Raw genomic sequence first — 21,604 nt, forward strand, 5'->3', positions numbered from 1 at the left:
CACCTCTTGAATACTATTTACCTAATTAAAACCAATTCTTATATATTATAACATTATATTGAAAAACGGAATCGGAACGCGGCAAAAAGGCAAGCAATCGATATGCTTGCCTTTTTGTTGCATTTAGAATGGTTGTGAAAGAGCTTTATTGGCATCATCGACGTCATCTTGAAGCAATTGGTTCAAGTCGTATGCAGGATAGAGGTTTCGTTCATAAAGGTAGTGGAATATCTTGGCATGGGTATCGATGGCTCCATATAAATGTTTCTTGAATACTTTTCGAAGGGAAGGGGTGGCTGTTTCAGTAATGGCACCAGCATAATTTTTGATGGATGATTTGGCAAATCCAAGCAATTCCCCGGCAGCAACGGCCGATGCGTCATCCCTTGTTACATCGTCATCCCGGCCCGTCTTAGGCGTCAATAGGTAAAATTGCAGCAGCTCCATGATGTTTTGGGTAAGGGAATCAATCGTTTGCCTATATATCGTTTTTAAAATGGGGTCTTTTATTTTCGGATAAGCTTTTTTAAATTTCATAAGAGCATTGGACTGGGCGGCGACCAATTCATGAAGCTCGAGTATTTCATGCCAAGCAAGATGTGAATGGGTGGGTTTCATGTAAATTCCTCCTGAACGAATAATTGATACGTTATTCGTTCAGTGGGCTATAGGTAAGGTGTCTAGTGAAATTGTTTATGGAAAAGGTTGTCCCATCTACCTTTACATTCACAGTTTAGAAGGATCGCCATGTTTTATTGATATTGCTCGAGAACAGAGAAGAACTTTTTGGCAAATTGGTAAAAAAGTTTTTCTGATGGTGCCAAGTCCCTGTTTTTGGGAGTGATGATGCCGACAGTCCGTTTGACTTCGGGAGTATCGATCGGGATTTTAACAGTCAGTCTAGGAATGACTTCATAAAAGGTACTGTCAGGGAGCAGACTGACTCCGATTCCGGCAGATACGAGCCCTTTTATGGAATCCATGTCTTCACCTTCCGAGGCGATGTTCGGTGCGAAACCGGCTGCTTTGCATGCATCGAGAGCGATAGTGTGAAAGATGTATCCTTTTGGAAATAAGACGAAGGGATCATTTCGCAAGTCACTTAGACGCAGACTTTTCCTTTCGGCCAATGGGTGCGTTATAGGCAGTAAAGCGGAAATGTTTTCCGTGAACAGGATATGACCTTCGATATCTGGATCGTTTGTCGGGATAGGTCCAAGGAAGGCTAATCCGATTTCGCGATTTTTGACAGCTTCCTTTAAAGAGGAATAAGATCCCTGTCTTAAATGGAAGCCGATATTCGGCTGCTCATCTTTAAAAGCGGAAATGACGGTAGGAAGTAAATGGGTGGAAAGGCTGGTCGGGAACCCGATTTTAATGCTTCCGTGTTCAGGGTCCAAAAACTCATCAATTTGATATTTGGCATATTCTATCGCCTGTATCGCCGTTTTTGCATGAATCAAGAAAATTTTCCCAATTGGGGTTAATTGGATATTCCGGCCGATTTTCTCGAACAACAAAACGCCGAGCTCATCTTCCAGTCTGGATATTTGCCGGCTGATTGCTGATTGCGCAATATGCAGGTGCTCTGCGGCTTCAGAGACGTGTTCTCTCTCAGCGACTTCAACAAAATAACGTAATTGTCGTAGTTCCATTTATTCATCCTCCTGGCATTCATCTCAAAGTGAGATAGATTCTACTAGAATTATATATTGTTTATATCGATTTGAAAACCTAGAATAAATGTAAGTGACATAACGGTGTAAGAATACGATGGGGGCGATTAATATGACATACAATCAAATACCAAAAGCACAAGGGCTCTACCATCCTGAATTTGAACATGATGCATGTGGGATCGGTTTATACGCTCATTTAAAAGGGCTTGCTACACATGACATCGTCAAACAAGGACTGAATATGCTGTGCCAATTAGATCATCGCGGCGGACAAGGCAGCGATCCCCTTACAGGAGATGGCGCAGGATTAATGGTGCAGATTCCTGATGAATATTTCAGGCTGGCATGCCCGGAAATGAACTTGCCGGCAAAAGGACGCTATGGTGTAGGCATGCTCTTTTTCTCTAACAATGATGTTGAACGGAATGAAATCGAGACTCGTTTGAATGCATTTATCGAAGAAGAGGGCCAAACGCTATTAGGCTGGAGAACGGTTCCTGTTGATGCAACGAAAATCGGGGAGGTCGGCAAGGAGACATGTCCGACGATCCGCCAAGTATTCATCGGGGCAAGCGTTGGGATGACAGATGATATAGCTTTTGAGCGTAAATTGTTCATTATCAGAAAACAAGCTGAAAACTGGGCTCGTGAACGCGGCAATCGTTTTTATTTTGCCAGCCTTTCAAGTGCTACGATCGTATACAAAGGATTATTGACGCCAGAGCAGGTGGATGCTTTTTATCTTGACCTTCAACAAGAGTCTTTCGTTTCGGCTTTCGCTTTAGTGCATTCCCGCTTCAGCACGAATACTTTTCCTAGTTGGGAACGGGCACATCCAAACCGTTATCTGATCCATAATGGCGAAATCAATACGCTTAGAGGTAATGTGAATTGGATGAAAGCGCGTGAGCAGCAGTTTGTATCGGAAGCATTCGGGGATGACCTGCAAAAGGTCCTGCCTATTCTGGATATAGACGGCAGTGATTCCTCGATTCTTGATAATGCACTTGAATTCTTCGTGCTTGCCGGGCGTAAACCGGCACATGCGGCGATGATGCTCATTCCTGAACCATGGACGGAGAATCCGCATATGACGAAGGAAAAGAAGGCATTTTACGAATATCATAGCATGCTCATGGAGCCATGGGATGGTCCGACGGCCATATCCTTTACGAATGGCAAGCAAATCGGTGCCATCCTTGATCGAAATGGTTTAAGGCCGGCAAGGTATTATGTGACAAAAGATGATTACATCATTTTCTCATCCGAAGTCGGCGTGATCGATGTGGAGCCGGAGAATGTATTATATAAAGATCGTTTAAGCCCAGGCAGAATGCTTTTAATAGATTTAGAGGAAGGCCGTATTGTTTCCGATGAAGAGATCAAATCGGAAATGGCTCAGGAAAATCCGTACCAGCAATGGCTGGACGAACAGCTTGTTCAATTAAGTGACGAAGAACCTGTGCTCGAAGGGGAGCCAGTGAGTGATTTGTTATTCAGGCAAAAAGCGTTCGGATACACGTATGAAGATGTCCAAAAATATTTGCTGCCGGTCATTAACGAAGGCAAAGATCCGCTGGGCAGCATGGGGAATGACATTCCATTAGCGGTCTTATCAGATCGCCCGCAATCGCTATTCAATTATTTCAAGCAATCCTTTGCACAGGTAACCAACCCGCCAATCGATTCGCTTCGTGAACAGATCGTCACGTCAACGATGACATTTCTGGGTGCGGAAGGAGATTTGTTGAAACCGGATGAAACGAACAGCCGCCGCATTCAATTGGATTCACCTGTTTTGACTCCAGGTCAAATGCAGCAGTTGAAAGAAAATGCCCATCCCGAATTCAGGAGCAAAGTCATTCACACTTTATTTTCAGAAGATTTAGAGAGTGAACTCGATCGCATCTGCCGTGAAGCGGAACAAGCGATAGCTGATGGTGTCAGCCTTTTGATATTATCTGACAAGGATATGAGCAAAGAAAAAGCTGCGATTCCTTCCCTGTTGGCTGCGAGTGCCCTTCATCAAGAGCTGATCCGTCATGGGAACCGTACAAAAGTGAGCATTATCGTTGAATCGGGGGAAGCAAGGGAAGTCCATCATTATGCGTCCCTGATCGGGTATGGAGTGGATGCGATTTACCCGTACCTTGCTTATGAAACATATAAGCAGGCGGTATTGGAAGGCAGTTTGGCCATCAGCTACGAAGAAACGGTAAGGAAATATGTACGCTCGTTGACAGAAGGCATCGTAAAAGTGATGTCCAAAATGGGGATTTCAACGATTCAAAGTTATCGCGGTGCACAAATTTTCGAAGCGGTCGGAATCGGTGCTGAAGTGATCGAACGCTATTTCAGCGGTACGGCATCGCAGCTTAGCGGGATCGATTTGGAAACGATCGCAGATGAAGCGTTGATTCGCCATAGGAAAGCTGCAGTCGATTCACTTGACCAAACTCTTGAAAGCGGAAGTGATTTTCAATGGAGAAAAACAGGGGAACATCATGCTTTCAATCCTAAAACCATCCATACACTGCAATGGGCCTGCCGGAAAGGCGACTATAATTTATTTAAGCAATATTCAAACTTGGCGAATGAAGAGAGACTCGGGTTTTTAAGGAATTTATTCTCGTTCGATCAAAAACGCCAAAGCATTTCTATAGATGAAGTGGAATCCGTGGAATCCATCGTCAGCCGATTCAAAACGGGCGCGATGTCATTCGGTTCATTGAGTCAGGAAGCACATGAAACATTAGCGATTGCGATGAACCGTTTAGGCGGAAAAAGCAATAGCGGTGAAGGCGGGGAGCATCCTAGCCGTTACCAACTGGATGAAAACGGCGATGACCGCCGCAGCGGAATTAAACAAATTGCATCCGGACGTTTTGGAGTGAAAAGCCATTACCTTGTTAATGCAGATGAACTTCAAATCAAAATGGCGCAAGGTGCAAAGCCGGGTGAAGGCGGCCAGCTGCCAGGGAACAAAGTATATCCTTGGGTCGCAGAGGTCCGTGGTTCCACACCAGGTGTCGGCTTGATTTCACCGCCTCCGCATCATGATATCTATTCGATTGAAGATCTGGCACAGCTGATCCATGATTTGAAAAATGCGAACCGTGATGCCAGGATCAGCGTCAAGCTTGTGTCAAAAGCAGGCGTAGGCACGATTGCAGCCGGTGTGGCCAAAGGGGCCGCAGATGTCATCGTTATCAGCGGGTATGATGGAGGTACGGGTGCATCACCAAAAACGAGTATCAAACACACAGGTCTTCCTTGGGAGCTGGGCCTTGCCGAAGCACACCAAACATTGATGCTGAATGGCCTGCGCAGCCGTGTAGTCCTTGAAACGGATGGAAAGCTAATGACGGGACGCGATGTGGTCATGGCGGCTATCCTTGGAGCAGAAGAATTCGGCTTTGCTACAGCGCCGCTTGTGGTTCTTGGCTGTGTCATGATGCGTGCTTGCCATTTGGATACATGCCCAGTCGGGGTAGCTACTCAAAACCCTGAGCTTCGCAGCAAATTCACAGGAGATCCGGATCATGTCGTGAATTTCATGCGCTTCATCGCTGAGGAAGTGCGGGAAACGATGGCTGAGCTTGGATTTAGAACACTGGAAGAAATGGTTGGCCGCACTGATGTTTTACAAGTGAGCGAGCGGGCACAAAACCATTGGAAAGCGAAGCATCTTGACTTGACGACACTTCTTTTCCAACCGGAGGGGATACGCACGTATCAACTTCCTCAAAATCATAAAATTGATGAATCCCTGGATATCCGTGAGATTTTACCGGTTGTGGAGCCTGCTTTGAATGATCAAACCCAGGTGGATGTCAGCTTCCCGATTACAAACGTGAACCGTGTGGTCGGAACGATTGTCGGCAGTGAAGTATCCAAACGCTATGGAGAAGAAGGGTTGCCTGAAGATACGATCACACTTCGTTTTACGGGATCGGCGGGCCAGAGCTTCGGTGCGTTCATTCCTAAAGGGATGTCGATGTATTTGACAGGTGATGTCAATGACTATGTTGGGAAAGGCTTATCTGGCGGAAAGATCATTGTCACGGCACCTGCTGGCAATCAGATTGAGGCTGGGGACAATGTAATTGCCGGAAATATCGCCTTATACGGCGGAACAAGCGGCGAGGCCTACATTAATGGCCGTGCGGGAGAACGATTTGCAGTACGGAACAGTGGAGTCAACGTCGTCGTTGAAGGAATTGGAGACCATGGCTGTGAGTATATGACAGGCGGACGCGTGGTCATTCTGGGCGACGTCGGGAAAAACTTTGCGGCAGGCATGTCAGGCGGCATCGCTTATGTACTTGCTGATGATGGAGAAGAATTCAAGGCATTATGCAATGGTGAAATGATAGAATTCGAGACGCTTGATGATATGGATGATGCAAACGAGGTAAAAGAAATGCTTTACAGCCACGTTCATTATACAGAGAGTGCCAAAGCATCGTATGTACTGGAGAACTGGGCGGATTTCGCTAAGAAATTCGTAAAAGTCATTCCGAAAGATTACAAACGGATGATCAAAAGCATCAATGAGCAGAAGCGTGCAGGGCTAACGGATGAAGAAGCGATCATGAGTGCATTTCAAGCAAATGCCGTTCAAGATAAAAAAATCACTAAACAAGCTGTGATGCAGTAAGGAAGGGGAGAGAAAGATGGGAAAAGCAACAGGATTTATGGATTATCCGCGAGAAAAACCAAAAGAACGGAATCCTCTCACTCGTTTAAGCGACTGGAGAGAATATACAGCTCCTTTCTCTGATGAAAAGTTAAGTACACAGGGAGCGCGGTGTATGGACTGCGCCACCCCTTTCTGCCATATGGGCATGGAACTGAACCGGGTCACAACAGGCTGTCCGATTCATAATCTGATCCCGGAGTGGAATGATTTGGTGTACCGCGGCAGATGGAAAGAAGCATTGGACCGTTTATCGAAAACGAATAATTTCCCTGAATTCACCGGGCGCGTCTGCCCGGCCCCTTGTGAAGGGTCTTGTACGGTAGCGATAAACGATCCTGCCGTTACCATCAAGAACATTGAACGGACCATCATCGACAAAGGATTTGAAAATGGCTGGATCACGCCTCGCATCCCTGAAAGCAGGACTGGCAAGAAAATTGCCATCATCGGTTCAGGCCCGGCAGGATTGGCGAGTGCCGACCAGTTGAATCAAGCAGGTCATTCGGTCACGGTTTATGAGCGCTCAGACCGTGCAGGCGGGCTGTTGACATACGGCATCCCGAACATGAAACTTGAAAAAGATGTCGTTGCACGCCGAATTAAATTATTGACCCAGGAAGGCATCGATTTCATTACCAATACAGAAGTAGGCAAAGATATAACAGCCGAAGAACTGCAAGATCAATATGACGCAGTCATCCTTTGCACAGGTGCCCAAAAGCAGCGTGACCTGGTAATTGAAGGACGCGAGGCATCAGGCATTCACCTTGCAATGGATTACTTGACGACTTCGACTAAAAGCCTGTTGGACTCCAATTTTGAAGACGGCAAGTTTATAGACACTAAGGGGAAGGACGTCATCGTCATCGGCGGCGGGGATACAGGAGCTGACTGTGTCGCAACTGCCCTTCGCCAGGAATGTAAGAGCGTCGTACAATTCGGGAAGCATCCAATCCTTCCGACCGCCCGTACATCTGATAATATGTGGCCAGCCTACCCGAATGTATTTTCCCTTGATTATGCGTATGAAGAAGCGGAAGCGAAATTCGGTGCAGATCCGCGCCAATATTCAATCCAAACAAAAAAAATCGTAGCCGATGAAAATGGCAACGTTAAAGAACTGCACACAATCTCAATGGAAAAAATCAAAGGCGAAGACGGAATGTACATTTTCAGGGAAGTTCCAGGAACTGAAAAAGTATGGCCTGCACAATTCGTTTTCATCGCAATCGGATTTGAAGGAACCGAAATGCCGCTATTAACTCAATTTGGCGTAGAAACATTAAATCAAAAAATTGATGCCGTCTATGGCGAATACAAAACGAATGTCGAAGGAGTTTTCGCTGCCGGAGATGCAAGGAGAGGGCAAAGCCTCATCGTTTGGGCAATCAATGAAGGCCGTGAAGTAGCGCGAGAAGTGGACCGCTACTTGATGGGTGCAACGGTATTGCCTTAATAGAAAAAAAGAAGTGCCATATGGTGCTTCTTTTTTTATGGTGGGAAAAGTGGAATTCACGAGTAAATGGCTGAAACTCACGAGTAAGTGCACAACTCACGAGTAAAACGCCGAAACTCACGAGTAAATGGCCGAAACTCACGAGTAAAACGCCGAAATTCATGAGTAAATGGCCGAAACTCACGAGTAAGTGCACGAACTTACGAATAAAACGCCGAAACTCACGAGTAAATGGCCAAAACTCACGAGTATAACACCGAAACTCACAAGTAAGTGCACAACTCTCGAGTAAAGCGCCGAAACTCACGAGTAAGTGCACAACTCACGAGTAAATGGCTGAAACTCACGAGTAAAGCGCCGGAATTCACGAGTAAATGGCCGAAACTCACGAGTAAGTGCACAACTCACGAGTAAAACGCCAAAATTCACGAGTAAAACGCCGAAACTCACGAGTAAGTGCACAACTCACGAGTAAAACGCCGAAACTCACGAGTAAAACGCCAAAATTCACGAGTAAATGGCCGAAACTCACGAGTAAAGCGCCGAAACTCACCTCATGTGTAAAGATTCCGTATTGATGGTATACAAATTAGGCGAGCAGTATATAAATACTGTTCGCCTAATTTACTTTCAGTCAGCTTCTATAGTCAGCTTCTTGAAGAACGCCAAGTGATGTGTGATTCAGTGCATGGACAGCTGCTATTATTTTCTCTGTCTCTGCTTCATCTCCTATGGCTTTATGCAATTTTTCTTTTAGCTGGGATTTTGTTAATGGATTCCCAGGGCTTCCTTTAGGTGTATCGATTCGTTTCGATAGTACATCCCCACTCGTTGTGGTCACGGTCACAATTGTAAATCGTCCCACTGGGAGTGCTGCTTTGGAAGGCTTGATCGTTGCATCCGTCTCCCTCTTTACTTTTTGAAAGGATTTTCTCCATGAATGGGGAATAGGTTTCGATTCAAAAGAAGCAAAGGTCAGGGGTTTGCCTGTAAGCGCGAGCCATACAATATACTCAATCGAAAATCTTCCTTCTTCACCGGTCGAAGGGTTATGGTGAATCAAAGCGGAATCACCATTTGGAGGAAAGCAAACACTCACCGATTCAATATCTTCTTCCGATAAATCGTACGTCTTATGTAAAAAGACAGCTGCATCAGCGCCATGTGTCGCAGCAGAACAAAAAGGGTACTGTTTAAACCATAATCCTGGTGTTACGATCCGCCATGTCTTTCCCCAATTTTCCGTCAAATCGGGAACTCCATTTTCTGCATATACCTCAAAGAATCCATTCTTATCATTCAAAAAGTCGGGGTTGCTATGTAATCCCATCCGAATCCAATCTGCGGAATCCACAGCGTTTTTAGCAGCAATCCCTACATGGAGCGGCTTTACTACAGTGCCAAACTGGAGTCGTAAACCCGCCGATTGGGTAGCGGCAAGACTCATGGTTTCAGCTATTAAGCGTGGTGAGTATTCCCGTAAATACGCAACCGCACCAGCTGCAGCTATTACGCCAAGTGTAGCTGTATTATGCCAACCTTTTGTATAGTGATATGGGTTCATTGCTTCCCCGAACCGAGCCATGATTTCCACACCAACCACATAGGCAGCTAAAAAACGTTTCCCGGTCATTTCAGGTTTTCCAACTGCTAACAAAGCAGACAAAATGACTGCGCTTGGATGACCTCGTACATCTGAATGTACATCATCATAATCTAGTAAATGAGCTTGAAAGCCATTGAAGAGTGCGGCCTGGGATCTTGTTGCATGTATGTGACTTCCAATCAAGTAACTCGTCCCATTTCCGCCTTCTTCCAAAATGATTTGCTTTAAAATCGTAATTTCCTTTTCGGATTTCGTTTGATAGGAAACAGCAAGATAATCAAGAAGTCCTTCGATTGCAGCCTGTAATACTCCTTCATTTACCAACGGATTGGAATGATAAATCATCTCAGATAACCTTTCCGTGTTCATGCACTTCACTTCCTTTTTTGCCTGGCAGATCCGTCCGTTTCATCTCCCATTTGCCGTAAAAAACGCTGAGTTCGCGGATTAAGAGAATGCTCAATCACTTGTTCTGGGGTGCCTTGCTCGATAATATGTCCGTCTGCCATGAATATGACATGGTCAGCAACTTCCTTCGCAAATTGCATTTCGTGCGTCACGATCACCATTGTGGTATCCTCTTTCGCTAATTCCCGTATTACTTGTAAAACCTCATTAACCAATTCAGGATCTAGAGCGGAGGTAGGTTCATCAAATAAAATGGCATGTGGTTTTACAGCTAATGCTCTAGCGATGCTGACACGCTGCTGCTGTCCGCCGGATAAGGTAGCGGGGTATTGTTTGGCTTGTTTTTCCAAGCCAACCCGTTTCAATAAATCCACGCCGATTTGAATGGCTTCCTCTTTTTTCACCTTTTTGCTGACAAGCAAAGCTTCAATCACGTTTCTTAAGGCCGTTTTATTTTTAAAAAGGTTATAGTGTTGGAATACCATCGCTGTTTGCTGTCTTAATTGGTACGCGTCTTTCTCTTTATATTTTTGGGTATCCAATTTTACATCCTTGATTTCGATGGTGCCGCTGTTGGGCTTTTCCAACAGGTTCAGACAGCGTAATAACGTTGATTTTCCTGAACCTGAAGGGCCAATAATGGCGACAACTTCCCCGGTTCTTATATCCAAGTTAATATCGTTCAATACTTGTTTATCATCAAAATATTTAGATAAGTTTCTTACTTTTATCATATGATCACCTTCTAAGTGGTTTGCTGAGCCAAATTTCCAGGTATTTTTGTATCCAAGAATAAAGAATAACCAATAGCCAGTAAATCAAGCCAACCACCAAATACGTCTCGAAAAAGCGCATGTTAGCGGATGCAATAATTTTTCCCTCTGCAAATAGTTCCGTAATTCCTAATGTAAAGGCAAGGGACGTTTCTTTAATCAAAGATATAAATGTATTCCCTGTTGCTGGCAATGCATTTAAAGCAGCCTGTGGTAATATGATTCGCGAGTAAATCTGCACTCGTTTCATGCCAGTTGCAAGGCCCGCTTCCATCTGCCCTTTGTCCACGGAATTCAATCCAGCTCGGAAAATTTCTGCTAAATAAGAGGATTCTTTCAAACTAAATCCAATGATCGCCGCCGTCATTGCTTCCATCGTTGACAGCGACGGGAATAACTGTGGTAAACCGTAATAAATGATGAATAATTGTACCAATGTTGGCATCCCTCGGAATAAAGAGATATATAAGCCTGCCAATTGGGTGATTCCAAAAATATTGCTATTCCTTATTAAGGCTACTACAAGTCCGATAATAATGGCTAAAGCCATCGAAATGATGGCTAAAACCAGAGTGATTGGAATAAATTTTGCGATTTGTAGGGAAATTTCCAACATATATTGTAAATCAAAATTCATAATGCTTTAAAACCTCCGCTATGCTTATTCGCCGGAATTCGTGGTGATGTCTTCACCAAAATATTTATTGGACAGCTTCGCTAATGTACCATCTTCTTTAAGTTTTTTGATTTCTGTCGTGAATTCATCATTTAATTTTTTGCCTTTTTCTGTTTTGGTAAATGGATACCCTACATTTTCATAGGCCACAGGGTCACCAACTAGTTTTAACGGAAGGTCATTTTTCTTTATTTCTGCAACTAGGATTGGGCGGGAATTGATATATCCATCTACACGGTTGTTAATGGCATCTTGCATCGCGCCATCCCGGGTTTCATAGGTTCGTATTTTAATATCGCCATTTTTATCATATTTTTCTAGGTTTGCGACGTTATTAGACCCCAGCACACCGGAAACGGTTTTGCCTTTAAGATCAGCCAAACTTTTAATATCATCGTTTTTTGTGCTTGATACAATTTGTGCACCATAATAACTATACGGCTCTGTAAAATTAAATTGCTCTTGGCGTTCTGGTGTTATAGCAACGGCATTCGCAACGGTGTCCAATTTACCTGATCCCAATTGCCCCATTATCCCACTGAAATCAGAAGTGACCCACTCTACCTTGTATCCTAAATTCTTGGCGATGAGTTCTGTAAGTTCTACGTCAAAACCTATTAATTTACCATCCTCTTGATAACCATTTGGATAGCTTTGGCCAGTGGACCCCACTTTAATTGTTTTTTGTTCGGAATCATTGGCAGCATTCTCTTGTTTTGAATTGCCACATGCCGCAAGTACTAATATGAAAAGTAAAGAGATTCCAAGGGAAAGAATTTTTTTCATCGTTATTTTCCTCCTATTATTATTTGGTTTGATTATGTTTTTCAGACCAAGCTTGATATTGTCCCGGCTGCAAGATTTTCCTTAAATATATTGTGAGATGACCTTTGCCTAAATCTTTTTGCCCGATCTCTACAAATCCACTTTTTTCGTACATTTCCTTTAGCCATGGATGATTATCCGCGGTTCCGAGCGTAACCGCGGGGGCTCTCAGTTGCTTCTTCAAAATTTCTTCTTCGAGCCATGACAGAACTTTTTTCCCTATGCCTTGACGCTTATATGCAGGGTTTGTAGCGAACCAGCCTATGTGTGGCAATACGAGCGGGCCAGGATTAGGGCCCCAAGGTAACCGAATCGAAACGGTCGAAATAAATGTCCCATTTTCCTCCAGAACATATACCTTATTTTCTGATATATGCTTAATCGCTTCCTCTCTCGTGGCGGTTGCCGCAGAGAAGTGAATATCCAAATCTCTTATACTTGCATAAGCATCCAATGTTAATTGGAGGAATTTATCCACATCTTCTACACGTACTTCACGAAATATTTGACTCATCTTGCGCCTCCTATACTCTATCTAGTTAATTCCTCTTCGGTTCGGTGATTCTGTCTTTGAGAACTATCAGCCAGGTGTAAGGTGTTTAAAGCTTATGGGAATATTGGTTGACCGGTTTATCGAGGCCAAGATTCCCTCGTAATGTGTTACTTTCATATTTAGTACGGAAAATTCCTTTCGATTGCAGTTCAGGGACAACAAGTTCTACAAAATCCGTTAAAGAATCAGGCAAGAGGGCTGGCATGATATTAAAGCCGTCAGCCGCATCTCCATTCACCCAATCTTCAATCTTATCCGCAATCTGCGTTGGTGTTCCAATTGCTATATGATGTCCACGTGATCCGGCAACCCACTGATATGTCTGACGTAACGTCAAATTTTCATTGATCGCCCGTTTAACGATCAAATCATATTTACTTTGGATGCCATCTACATGTTCTGGTAGCGAAATATCAGCAAACGGTGTATCCAAAGGGATGTTCGAAAAATCCACATTTCCAAAATATCTTCCCATAACAGCCAATCCTATTTCGGGAATGATCAGCTCCTGCAATGCCTCGTACTTTTCTTGGGCTTCCTTCTCGGTCTGTCCCACAATCGGAAACAAACCTGGCATGATGCTCAAGCTGCTTTTCTCCCGATTAAAAGCGGCCAATTGACCTTTTAACTCATGGTAAAATGAAACCGCGTCCTCCTTGTTCTCCTGGGCAGTAAAGACAATCTCTGCGTGCTTTGCTGCAAGCAATTGCCCAGCGCCAGAAGAGCCTGCTTGTACAATGACCGGATGCCCCTGAGGGGAGCGGGAAATATTTAATGGTCCTTTTACATTGAAAAACTCACCTTGATGATTGATTTCATGAAACTTGCTTTCATCAATGAATTGGCCTGTTTCTTTATCGATGACCAATGTATCGTCTTCCCATGAGTCCCACAATTTCTTGGTAACTTCAACAAATTCAGTCGCCCTTTTATAACGGAGGCCATGTTCTAAATGTTCTGATTTATTGAAGTTTACTGCAGTAGAGGCAAGGGACGTTGTGACTACGTTCCATCCAGCGCGGCCGGAGGTAATATGGTCTAAGGAAGCAAATTTCCTAGCAACATTAAAGGGTTCTTCGTAAGTGGTGGAGGCCGTTGAAACCAAACCAATATTGGAAGTCGCCGAGGCTAGATAAGATAACAAGGTCAATGGCTCGAATCGAGTCAGAATATTAGGATGCGAGTCCTTTGCAACTGACAAACTATCTGCCAAAAATAATAAATCAAATAAACCTTTTTCGGCAGTCTGGGCCAACCCTTTAAAATAATCGATGCTCATATTAGCTTTCGGATTGGCGTTAGGATGTCTCCAGGAAGCAACGTGATGTCCTGTTCCGGCCAAAAATACACCAAGCTTTACTGTTTTCTTTTTCATGTGTCAATTGCTCCTTTATGTCTTCACTTTTAAACGCAGGGGATTTATAATGTAAATATCCTTACTGGTTTACTATGAATTAATGCTGAAATAAAACCCGCTTCCAGTTTAGAAGAGGGTTCCTTCCGACTATATATTTCCTTATTGTTTTCTACTATAGAAATTGAATCCTTTTTTGGTTTGATACGTTAATATAATATAGAAATTAAAACAAATGGTAGCATCTTATATTATAAATTGTCAATGTTAAATATTCGGAATATAAACACTTATCATTTCTAGGAATTCATTGTTATGATGCTTACGACTCGACCTAAATTAGAACTCATTCTTTACACGTTTATCAAATAGCTTATTTGATAGCTGCTTCACTTGATATTCCTTGGCTATTAGCTTTCGTTCTTTACTATACGGATTTTTAAGGAGATGGACAACCGTTGACCATAAGCAATGTAGAATTGGAAAATTATTTATTGGAATTCAGACGCGATCTTCATATGACACCTGAATTATCAAACCAAGAATTTGAAACGACTAAAAAAATTAAAGAAGCGCTTCAATCACAAGATATTAAGATACTTGATTTCCCATTGAAAACTGGTGTCGTAGCTGAGATAAAAGGGAGTAAGCCGGGACCTACGATAGCACTTCGCTCCGATATTGATGCTTTACCAATTTTAGAGCAATCTGAGGTGGATTTTCCTTCAAGGCACATCGGCGTGATGCATGCATGTGGTCATGATTTTCACACTTCTGTCATTTTGGGGACTGCTTTTTTATTAAAAAAGGAAGAAAGGGATCTTTCCGGAACGATTCGCTTGATTTTTCAACCTGCGGAGGAAACGGGACATGGAGCAAGTGCTTTAATGGAAACCGGTGTGCTGGAAGATGTGGATGTGATTTTTGGCCTTCATAATGATCCGACATTGCAAGTTGGGGAGTTAGGGACAAAACATGGCGCACTGACAGCGGGAGTCGATCGCTTTGAAGTGCATGTTAAAGCAACTGGCTCACACGCGGCCAAACCGGAAGAGGGAAATGATCCGATTATCATAACAGGACATATTATCTCAACGTTGCAAACCATCATCAGCCGCAATGTGGCACCAAAAGAGTCCGCGGTTTTGAGCATCACTCAAATTCATAGCGGTTCAACGTGGAATGTTATCCCGGATAGTGCCTATTTGGAAGGAACCGTCCGCACCTTCAGTAAAGCTCAACGAGAGTTCATCCAGAAACGTATGAGACAAGTCCTGCACGGTATAAGTGAAACTTTCGATGCAAATGTTGAACTATCATGGCATCCTGGCCCGCCATCAGTTGATAATACGCCTGAATGGGCAGATTTGGCGCTTCAGGTTGGAGACACAGCAGGTTACACGACAAAAATCTTGGAAGCCAGCTCTATAGGGGAAGACTTCGCCTTTTACCAAGAAAAAATACCAGGTGCTTTCGTAATGATAGGGTCGGGCGGTCCATATGACCTGCATCATCCTAAGTTTATAGTAGATGAAAAAGCACTTTTTCCAGCTGCTTCTTATTTTCGCTTATTGGCTTTAGAAGCGTTAAAAAAAATCCCTGAATGAAATATTAGAAGTGAAGGAGGTCCAATCATCAAAACTTATCCATTGAACGAGGGATCGTGATTTAATAGAAGCTGCAAGTGCAAAAATTAGAGATCTTTACGAAGAAAATAGGCATCATGTTGGCGCTGCATTAAAAACGAGTTCAGGAAAAATCGTTGCTGCCGTACATATTGAAGCATATATTGGCCGGGTTACCGTATGTGCAGAAGCCATTGCGATCGGCAAGGCGATATCGGACGGCGAAAAGGGGTTCGATACGATCGTGGCGGTTAAGCATCCCTATTCCGATGATGAAGACAGAGCTTTAAAAGTGGTTAGCCCGTGTGGGATGTGTCGGGAATTAATCTTGGATTATGCAAAAGAGTGCTTTGTCATACTGAATGTTAATGGGGAAACGGTCAAGGTGAAAAACGGTGGATTACTTCCGTATAAATACACGAGGGATTCATGATAAATGCAACGGAAAACAACACGCTTAGGAGAATTCATAAGCGTGTTGTTTATTATTTCAAACTAGATGGCAAGTATTGTTCACAGATGATGATATCATCGTCTTTTAGAACATAAGGATGTGTTTCCAACAATATGGTTTTCAGGTAGTCTGGCATCCTCTCACCTTTGTACGCACAAATTAATGGAAACGACAGCAGATTTACAGCTTCATCTACTGTTCTCTCAAAATCCTCTATGATATGCAGGGGCTCTTCCATGGTTGCCCATTCAACATGTGCCCATGATCGGAAAGAGATTTTATTTTCCACATAGGGCTGTACCGTTTTATTAAAGTATTCTTCGATTGCAGGAGGATGATAACTGCCGCTTGAACAATAGAAATCGAAGTTGTTCACAAAGTGAATGAACTCCATTTGATCTTTCGTTAACCGAGTGCTCAGTTCTTTATGAATGATGGGGTAAATACGGTCATTTTCAATAAGAATGACATAATCTCCCGCTGCGATGCCCTCTTGGATAAAATTCAAAACTTGTATAATATAATTTTCCATTTCATTATAGGAATACAGCACATGAACGTTTTTTTTGTCTTCAAACAACTGATTCATTTTGCCTTTCAATATATCATTCCTTCTTTCATGTATCGCTTCAATTATACTTGAATTCCATAAGCAGGACAAAATGAGAATTTTTTTAACTGATGGCTTCGGTGTTTAACAAAAACCAAAAAGCAATCCTTCGCCATTGAAGGATTGCTTTTCCTAATTATTTCAGCCGCTCGATTAGGTCGGTCATTTTATCCAAAGTCGTTACGTTCTGGTTGCATTTCATACTGTCCAGACAAATATAATTACCTTTTTTTATGAATGTCCCTTGGACGGTTCCTTTTGTTTCAGACATGAACATCCCTACTTCTTCAAAGCGGCTGCATATGGCACAGATCCCTTTTTTGTTGGCAGGTTTAATGGTTCCATGCAATCCGGTGAGTTTGTTATGATGGGGTGCAATGATGAATTTCTTTCCGGAACCGACATCATCCCATCCCAAGTATGAAATCTCTCTCAAATCAATGTTTTCCAACAAAGGGGCTTTTAGTTTCTTTGCTTTAGGAAATAATTTTTTTATCGTTTTTTCGGTTACTTCTTTAAATGGGATCACAAATGGCTTTACCTGTAAGAGAAAGACTTCGGCTTGTGCGGGATCTTTAATGGTATCTACTGGATCCAGCAGTTGTTTTTGCTCTTCGCTCAAATCACTGAATAAGCTTAATACTCGTTCTTTGGCGACTGTCTTCAGGGTGTTGATCACATCCTTATCGTTGGCCGTCGCGTGTCCATTTATGAGAATCTGTGTTTGGGATTTTATGAAGTTATACTGCTCGCTCCTGATAAAAGGTTCCATTTTCTTCACTCCTGTTTCTGTTGCTCGTCACTTTTCACATGATACCGTTTCTCTTTACTTTACAGAAATCATATCTGCTTTAAAAGGGGGAAAACGACTAAGAAACATACTCGGCATACAAATAGCACTGATATCATTATCAGTGCTACCCATGCAATCCTATTTGGAATAAACGATTTTCTTGATGGTTTCCACGGATAGAAAATATTCCTCGGCTAATTGATGGATGGTATGACCGTCTTTGAATGCATATTTTATAGTGGCATTTCGGTCATCGATCAGTTCCCTTGATCCCGAACGGGTTCCCCATTTGTGATGGGCCTTTTCAGGCTTAGGGATATATATGGTTTCACCTTGCACATACTTTTGAATTTCAACTATCAGCTTTTCAGGCAAAACGGCCGTCGCTTTTACATATTTCATTTCTGCCAGCCCCTTATTCTTTTTTAAGAATGAAATAAGGTGCAAAGCCGAATATTAGAAATGATAAGGCGGGCGATTAAGTTTAGCTTAATTCAACCCCATGCAAAGTATCGCCTCCAATACTAGGCTTTGCATGAGATGCTGCAGAAGGTGGCATTAACATTCTTATTGCCATCTTTACACCTCCCCGTTGTGTCCCTGAAGAACACGTATTGTTCTTATTATAAAATATATAAGGGTGGTTGCCAAACTATTTCCAATGTTAAAGATGACTCGGAGGGCTGATTGTTTGATAATGTTCTGAGTCCATGAAATAATTTGAATGGAAACCAAACTAACTAACCATTATGGGAGCTGACCTTTATGAAAGTATTCGTAGTTGGGGCAAATGGGCAGATCGGTAAATATCTTGTAGATTTATTAAAAGATAGCCCGGAACATAGTGTACGGGCAATGGTTCGTAAGGAAGAACAAAGTAGGCATTTAGAGAAAAGTGGAATTGAATCTGTCGTCGTCAGCTTAACCGGATCGGTGGAAGAGCTTACGAATGCGGCAAAAGGCTGCGATACCATCGTGTTTACAGCAGGATCCGGAGGAAGCACCGGTGCTGATCAAACGCTGTTGATTGATTTGGATGGTGCTGTTAAAACGATCGAAGCGGCAGAAAACTTGGGAATCAAACGATTCATCATGGTGAGTGCTTTTCAGGCCAATAATCGCGAAAACTGGAATGAAGCCATCAAACCGTATTATGTGGCCAAGCATTATGCGGATAGGGCATTGTTACAAAGCGATTTAAATTATACCATCATTAGGCCAGGCGGTCTGGTGAATGAACCGGGGACGGGCAAAGTGGCTGCCGCCGAAGAATTGGAAAGAGGTTCGATTGCCCGTGAAGATGTGGCTCGAACGATTTTTGCTTCTTTAACTGAAGAAAATACCTACAAGCGTTCATTTGATTTAATTTCTGGTGATACTGCAATCGCGGAAGCATTAAGGAAAATTTAACGAAAAAAAGGAGGCAGGGTCACTCAGGGGGAGTGAGCCCTGCCTTATTTAATTCCTTCAATATGCTTGATGACCTTTGCTGGGTTTCCGCCGACAACAACGCCTTCAGGAACATCCTTTGTTACGACTGACCCTGAAGCGACAACGGAATGATTCCCTATAGTTACGCCAGGATTGATGATGGCCCCTCCGCCAATCCATACATGATCCCCGATCGTAACCGGTTTTCCGTATTCCACTCCAGAACTGCGTTCAAACGGATCTAGCGGATGTGTGGCTGTATAGATATGCACTCCGGGAGCCAGCATGCAGTCACTGCCAATTTTCACTTCACAAACATCCAAAATGACACAATCAAAATTAGCATAAAAGTTTTCCCCGACAGAAATGTTGTATCCATAGTCACAACGGAAAGTGGGTTCAATATATACATTTAGCCCAGTGGAACCTAAAAGCTGTTTCAGCAGGGCAGTTCGTTCATCCCCTTCGCTTTCCGTTGTCTGGTTGTATAACCGGGTCAACTTTCTGGCATTTTCCCTATCTCTTACTAATTCCGGGTCAGCGGCCATGTAAGGTTCCCCGCTCACCATTTTTTCCTTTTCAGTATTCATGTTAATTCCTCCTATTTTCTTGTTTTTTAGATAGTTTTAATAAATATCTGAATATTAAAATATTTTTTCTGCAAAATAAATTGCAGTACTTTTTACTCAACTTTTCTGTTGAATCTGAATGCCTCGCTCATTTTCTTAAAAAGAAGTAAGAAAAGAAAGATTTTTCGGAATAATTAATGAAATAGCTTTGACAAACTATCCGCCTGATTTTATAGTAAGGAGAGTTATGGATGATTGATAGTTTCATGAAGGTACATTTTAACAGATAGGTAGAATACGTTCGCAGTTCTTGTCACTTTTTTACGGGAAATTGATGGACAACTCTTTTCTTCGTTAAGATAATCAACACAATGGAGGGCTCTATATGACACAGAAAGCACCACTTTCTTTTATCATTGTAACAGGGTTAATGCTTTTTGCTTTATTTTTTGGTGCAGGAAACTTAATTTTTCCTGCCATGCTCGGGCAATCCGCGGGGACTAATTTATGGTCGGCCAGTTTAGGGTTCATCATTACTGGGGTGGGTTTGCCATTCATTACAATATTGGCATTTGGTTTTTCGGGAAAAAACGATGTTCAATCGCTTGCAGGCAGGGCACACCCGTTATTCGGCATCATCTTCACAGTCGTTCTTTATTTGACTTTGGGACCGCTTTTCGCACTTCCTAGAACGGGGAGTGTATCCTATGAAATAGGGATTAAGCCTTTCCTTTCTAATGATGTCGGCTTTTTACCATTGCTGATATTCACGATCATATACTTTGGAATTGCCTGTTTATTATCCATCAATCCATCAAAAATGCTGGATATCGTCGGAAAAATATTAACACCGTTATTATTGATTTTCATCGGCATCCTCATTGTGGTCGCCATTATTAATCCAATGGGTGAAATCCAGGCACCATCGGCTGACTATTCAGATAATTCTTTCTTTAGGGGATTCAAAGAAGGTTATTTGACTATGGATACGCTGGCCGGATTTGCATTTGGAATCATTGTCATCAATGCGATCAAAGATAAAGGGATAACATCAAGAAAAGAAGTGTTAGGCTTCTGTATGAAAGCTGGCTTAATAGCTGCCACTTTGTTGGTGATCGTTTATACGTCATTGACCTATGTCGGGGCAACAAGTGTGGAAAAGCTCGGTCAGCTGGGTAATGGCGGAGACGTTTTGGCTCAAGCCTCGAATCATTTTTTCGGATCGGCTGGTGCCGTGTTGTTAGGGCTGATTGTGATCGCTGCATGCCTAACGACAAGCATCGGTTTGATAACGGCTTGTGCTGCGTATTTTAATAAAATACTGCCTGCTGTATCGTATAAATCATATGTCGTCATCTTCTCTGTTTTTAGTGCGGCTGTTGCCAATGTAGGTTTGACCAAGCTCATTTCCATTACAGTGCCTGTGTTAACGGCGCTTTATCCCGTAGCGATCGTTTTGATTGTTCTAACATTCTTCCATTCCCTTTTTAAAGGGAAATCGGAGGTATATTTAGGAAGCTTATTATTAACGGCCATCATCAGCATAATGGATGGAATAGTGGCATCAGGCATTAAAATGGATGCTGTTTCGGACCTTTTCACTCAATACCTTCCACTATATAGTGTAGGGGTAGGATGGGTGATTCCTGCCATCATCGGCGGTGTATTGGGCTATATGGTATACCTTATGAAAGGTGACCCTAAGGAGGCCTATTAAGGGTCATCAGAATGAACATCGAATAACGTTGCCTCCAGGCACTAGCTTTCCGCGGGCGGTACGGAACGTTCTCATCTCGAACCATTATTTTAATACATGACTAAATTATCCTTCATGTTTTTTTACTGTAATCCTTATTGGATGGAAGAAATATGCGACACTCCTGCCGATTAACTGGCTAGCCGAGACCCCACAGGCGCTTGCTTTGATGAGGCTTGGCAGACAGTCGGCGGAAAGGGAGCGGATTTCCTGAAATCAACTGGAACGTCTTTTAAATAAAAAACTGCGGCAAACTAGCTTTTCTTCTAGTTTGCCTACAGTCTGGGAGCTGTCTTGATGACAGCTCCTTTTCGTGCGCCCGGCATGGGTGCAA

At 43.0% G+C, this 21,604-nt stretch carries 19 protein-coding genes and 1 pseudogene; 6 read left to right on the forward strand and 14 right to left on the reverse strand.

The window, feature by feature from the left end:
- Positions 1 to 123: 123 nt before the first annotated feature.
- Together J7J00_RS18550 and gltC are read right to left on the reverse strand one after the other, a co-directional pair.
- Positions 124 to 618: a spore coat protein gene (locus tag J7J00_RS18550; RefSeq protein WP_214793272.1), complete on the reverse strand. Its 495-nt coding sequence runs from the start codon at positions 616 to 618 to the stop codon at positions 124 to 126.
- Between the two features lie 134 nt (positions 619 to 752).
- Entirely contained in the window at positions 753 to 1,655 is a 903-nt protein-coding gene (gene gltC, locus J7J00_RS18555; protein WP_214793275.1) for a glutamate biosynthesis transcriptional regulator GltC, read from the reverse strand.
- A gap of 133 nt (positions 1,656 to 1,788) precedes the next feature.
- On the opposite strand from gltC, the gene gltB reads away from it, so the two are divergent.
- Both gltB and gltD read left to right on the forward strand, forming a co-directional pair.
- The gene (gene gltB / locus J7J00_RS18560; RefSeq protein ID WP_214793278.1) at positions 1,789 to 6,339 is read left to right on the forward strand and encodes a glutamate synthase large subunit; all 4,551 of its coding nucleotides are present in this window, start codon (positions 1,789 to 1,791) and stop codon (positions 6,337 to 6,339) included.
- A gap of 16 nt (positions 6,340 to 6,355) precedes the next feature.
- The gene (gltD, locus tag J7J00_RS18565; protein WP_214793281.1) at positions 6,356 to 7,837 is read left to right on the forward strand and encodes a glutamate synthase small subunit; all 1,482 of its coding nucleotides are present in this window, start codon (positions 6,356 to 6,358) and stop codon (positions 7,835 to 7,837) included.
- Here gltD and J7J00_RS18570 read toward each other — a convergent pair.
- The 8 genes from J7J00_RS18570 to J7J00_RS18605 all read right to left on the reverse strand — a co-directional run bounded on the left by J7J00_RS18570 (position 7,770) and on the right by J7J00_RS18605 (position 14,053).
- Positions 7,770 to 8,144, reverse strand: coding sequence for a hypothetical protein (locus J7J00_RS18570; protein ID WP_214793284.1), 375 nt, complete (start codon positions 8,142 to 8,144; stop codon positions 7,770 to 7,772). The two genes, gltD and J7J00_RS18570, sit on opposite strands and share 68 nt — an antisense overlap.
- A 78-nt stretch (positions 8,145 to 8,222) precedes the next feature.
- Positions 8,223 to 8,390, reverse strand: a complete 168-nt coding sequence (locus J7J00_RS18575) for a hypothetical protein (protein WP_214793287.1) — start codon at positions 8,388 to 8,390, stop codon at positions 8,223 to 8,225.
- A gap of 81 nt (positions 8,391 to 8,471) precedes the next feature.
- Entirely contained in the window at positions 8,472 to 9,812 is a 1,341-nt protein-coding gene (locus J7J00_RS18580; RefSeq protein WP_214793290.1) for an MmgE/PrpD family protein, read from the reverse strand.
- 5 nt (positions 9,813 to 9,817) lie between these two features.
- Positions 9,818 to 10,585 carry an amino acid ABC transporter ATP-binding protein gene (locus J7J00_RS18585; protein WP_214793293.1) on the reverse strand — a complete coding sequence of 256 codons (768 nt, stop codon included), beginning with the start codon at positions 10,583 to 10,585 and terminating at the stop codon, positions 9,818 to 9,820.
- A gap of 4 nt (positions 10,586 to 10,589) precedes the next feature.
- Complete coding sequence (locus tag J7J00_RS18590) at positions 10,590 to 11,261, reverse strand: amino acid ABC transporter permease (protein ID WP_057279163.1); 672 nt, start codon at positions 11,259 to 11,261, stop codon at positions 10,590 to 10,592.
- Positions 11,262 to 11,285: 24 nt separating this feature from the next.
- Complete coding sequence (locus tag J7J00_RS18595) at positions 11,286 to 12,086, reverse strand: amino acid ABC transporter substrate-binding protein (RefSeq protein WP_214793296.1); 801 nt, start codon at positions 12,084 to 12,086, stop codon at positions 11,286 to 11,288.
- Between the two features lie 19 nt (positions 12,087 to 12,105).
- Positions 12,106 to 12,639, reverse strand: coding sequence for a GNAT family N-acetyltransferase (locus J7J00_RS18600; protein ID WP_214793299.1), 534 nt, complete (start codon positions 12,637 to 12,639; stop codon positions 12,106 to 12,108).
- Positions 12,640 to 12,724: 85 nt separating this feature from the next.
- The gene (locus J7J00_RS18605) at positions 12,725 to 14,053 is read right to left on the reverse strand and encodes an LLM class flavin-dependent oxidoreductase (RefSeq protein ID WP_214793302.1); all 1,329 of its coding nucleotides are present in this window, start codon (positions 14,051 to 14,053) and stop codon (positions 12,725 to 12,727) included.
- Between the two features lie 443 nt (positions 14,054 to 14,496).
- Between J7J00_RS18605 and J7J00_RS18610 the strand changes: the two genes are divergently transcribed.
- Both J7J00_RS18610 and J7J00_RS18615 read left to right on the forward strand, forming a co-directional pair.
- Positions 14,497 to 15,639: an amidohydrolase gene (locus J7J00_RS18610; RefSeq protein ID WP_396020584.1), complete on the forward strand. Its 1,143-nt coding sequence runs from the start codon at positions 14,497 to 14,499 to the stop codon at positions 15,637 to 15,639.
- A gap of 24 nt (positions 15,640 to 15,663) precedes the next feature.
- Positions 15,664 to 16,090 (forward strand): annotated as a pseudogene (locus J7J00_RS18615) (cytidine deaminase).
- A gap of 52 nt (positions 16,091 to 16,142) precedes the next feature.
- Here the strand turns inward: J7J00_RS18615 and J7J00_RS18620 are convergent.
- The 3 genes from J7J00_RS18620 to J7J00_RS18630 form a co-directional block, all read right to left on the reverse strand.
- Entirely contained in the window at positions 16,143 to 16,712 is a 570-nt protein-coding gene (locus J7J00_RS18620) for an MEDS domain-containing protein (protein WP_214793305.1), read from the reverse strand.
- Between the two features lie 145 nt (positions 16,713 to 16,857).
- Positions 16,858 to 17,493, reverse strand: coding sequence for a FusB/FusC family EF-G-binding protein (locus tag J7J00_RS18625; protein ID WP_214793308.1), 636 nt, complete (start codon positions 17,491 to 17,493; stop codon positions 16,858 to 16,860).
- Positions 17,494 to 17,652: 159 nt separating this feature from the next.
- Positions 17,653 to 17,916 carry a CD3324 family protein gene (locus J7J00_RS18630; protein WP_214793313.1) on the reverse strand — a complete coding sequence of 88 codons (264 nt, stop codon included), beginning with the start codon at positions 17,914 to 17,916 and terminating at the stop codon, positions 17,653 to 17,655.
- A 363-nt stretch (positions 17,917 to 18,279) separates the two neighbouring features.
- On the opposite strand from J7J00_RS18630, the gene J7J00_RS18635 reads away from it, so the two are divergent.
- Positions 18,280 to 18,924 (forward strand): SDR family oxidoreductase, encoded by a 645-nt coding sequence (locus J7J00_RS18635; protein WP_214793316.1) that lies wholly within the window; start codon positions 18,280 to 18,282, stop codon positions 18,922 to 18,924.
- Positions 18,925 to 18,968: 44 nt separating this feature from the next.
- Here the strand turns inward: J7J00_RS18635 and J7J00_RS18640 are convergent, their stop codons facing one another.
- Complete coding sequence (locus J7J00_RS18640) at positions 18,969 to 19,535, reverse strand: sugar O-acetyltransferase (protein WP_214793319.1); 567 nt, start codon at positions 19,533 to 19,535, stop codon at positions 18,969 to 18,971.
- A 364-nt stretch (positions 19,536 to 19,899) separates the two neighbouring features.
- On the opposite strand from J7J00_RS18640, the gene brnQ reads away from it, so the two are divergent.
- Positions 19,900 to 21,231 (forward strand): branched-chain amino acid transport system II carrier protein, encoded by a 1,332-nt coding sequence (brnQ, locus tag J7J00_RS18645; protein WP_214793322.1) that lies wholly within the window; start codon positions 19,900 to 19,902, stop codon positions 21,229 to 21,231.
- The last annotated feature ends 373 nt before the right edge of the window (positions 21,232 to 21,604 follow it).

It is taken from the genome of Bacillus sp. ISL-4 (assembly GCF_018613275.1).
Classification (GTDB): domain Bacteria; phylum Bacillota; class Bacilli; order Bacillales; family DSM-1321; genus Peribacillus; species Peribacillus simplex_E.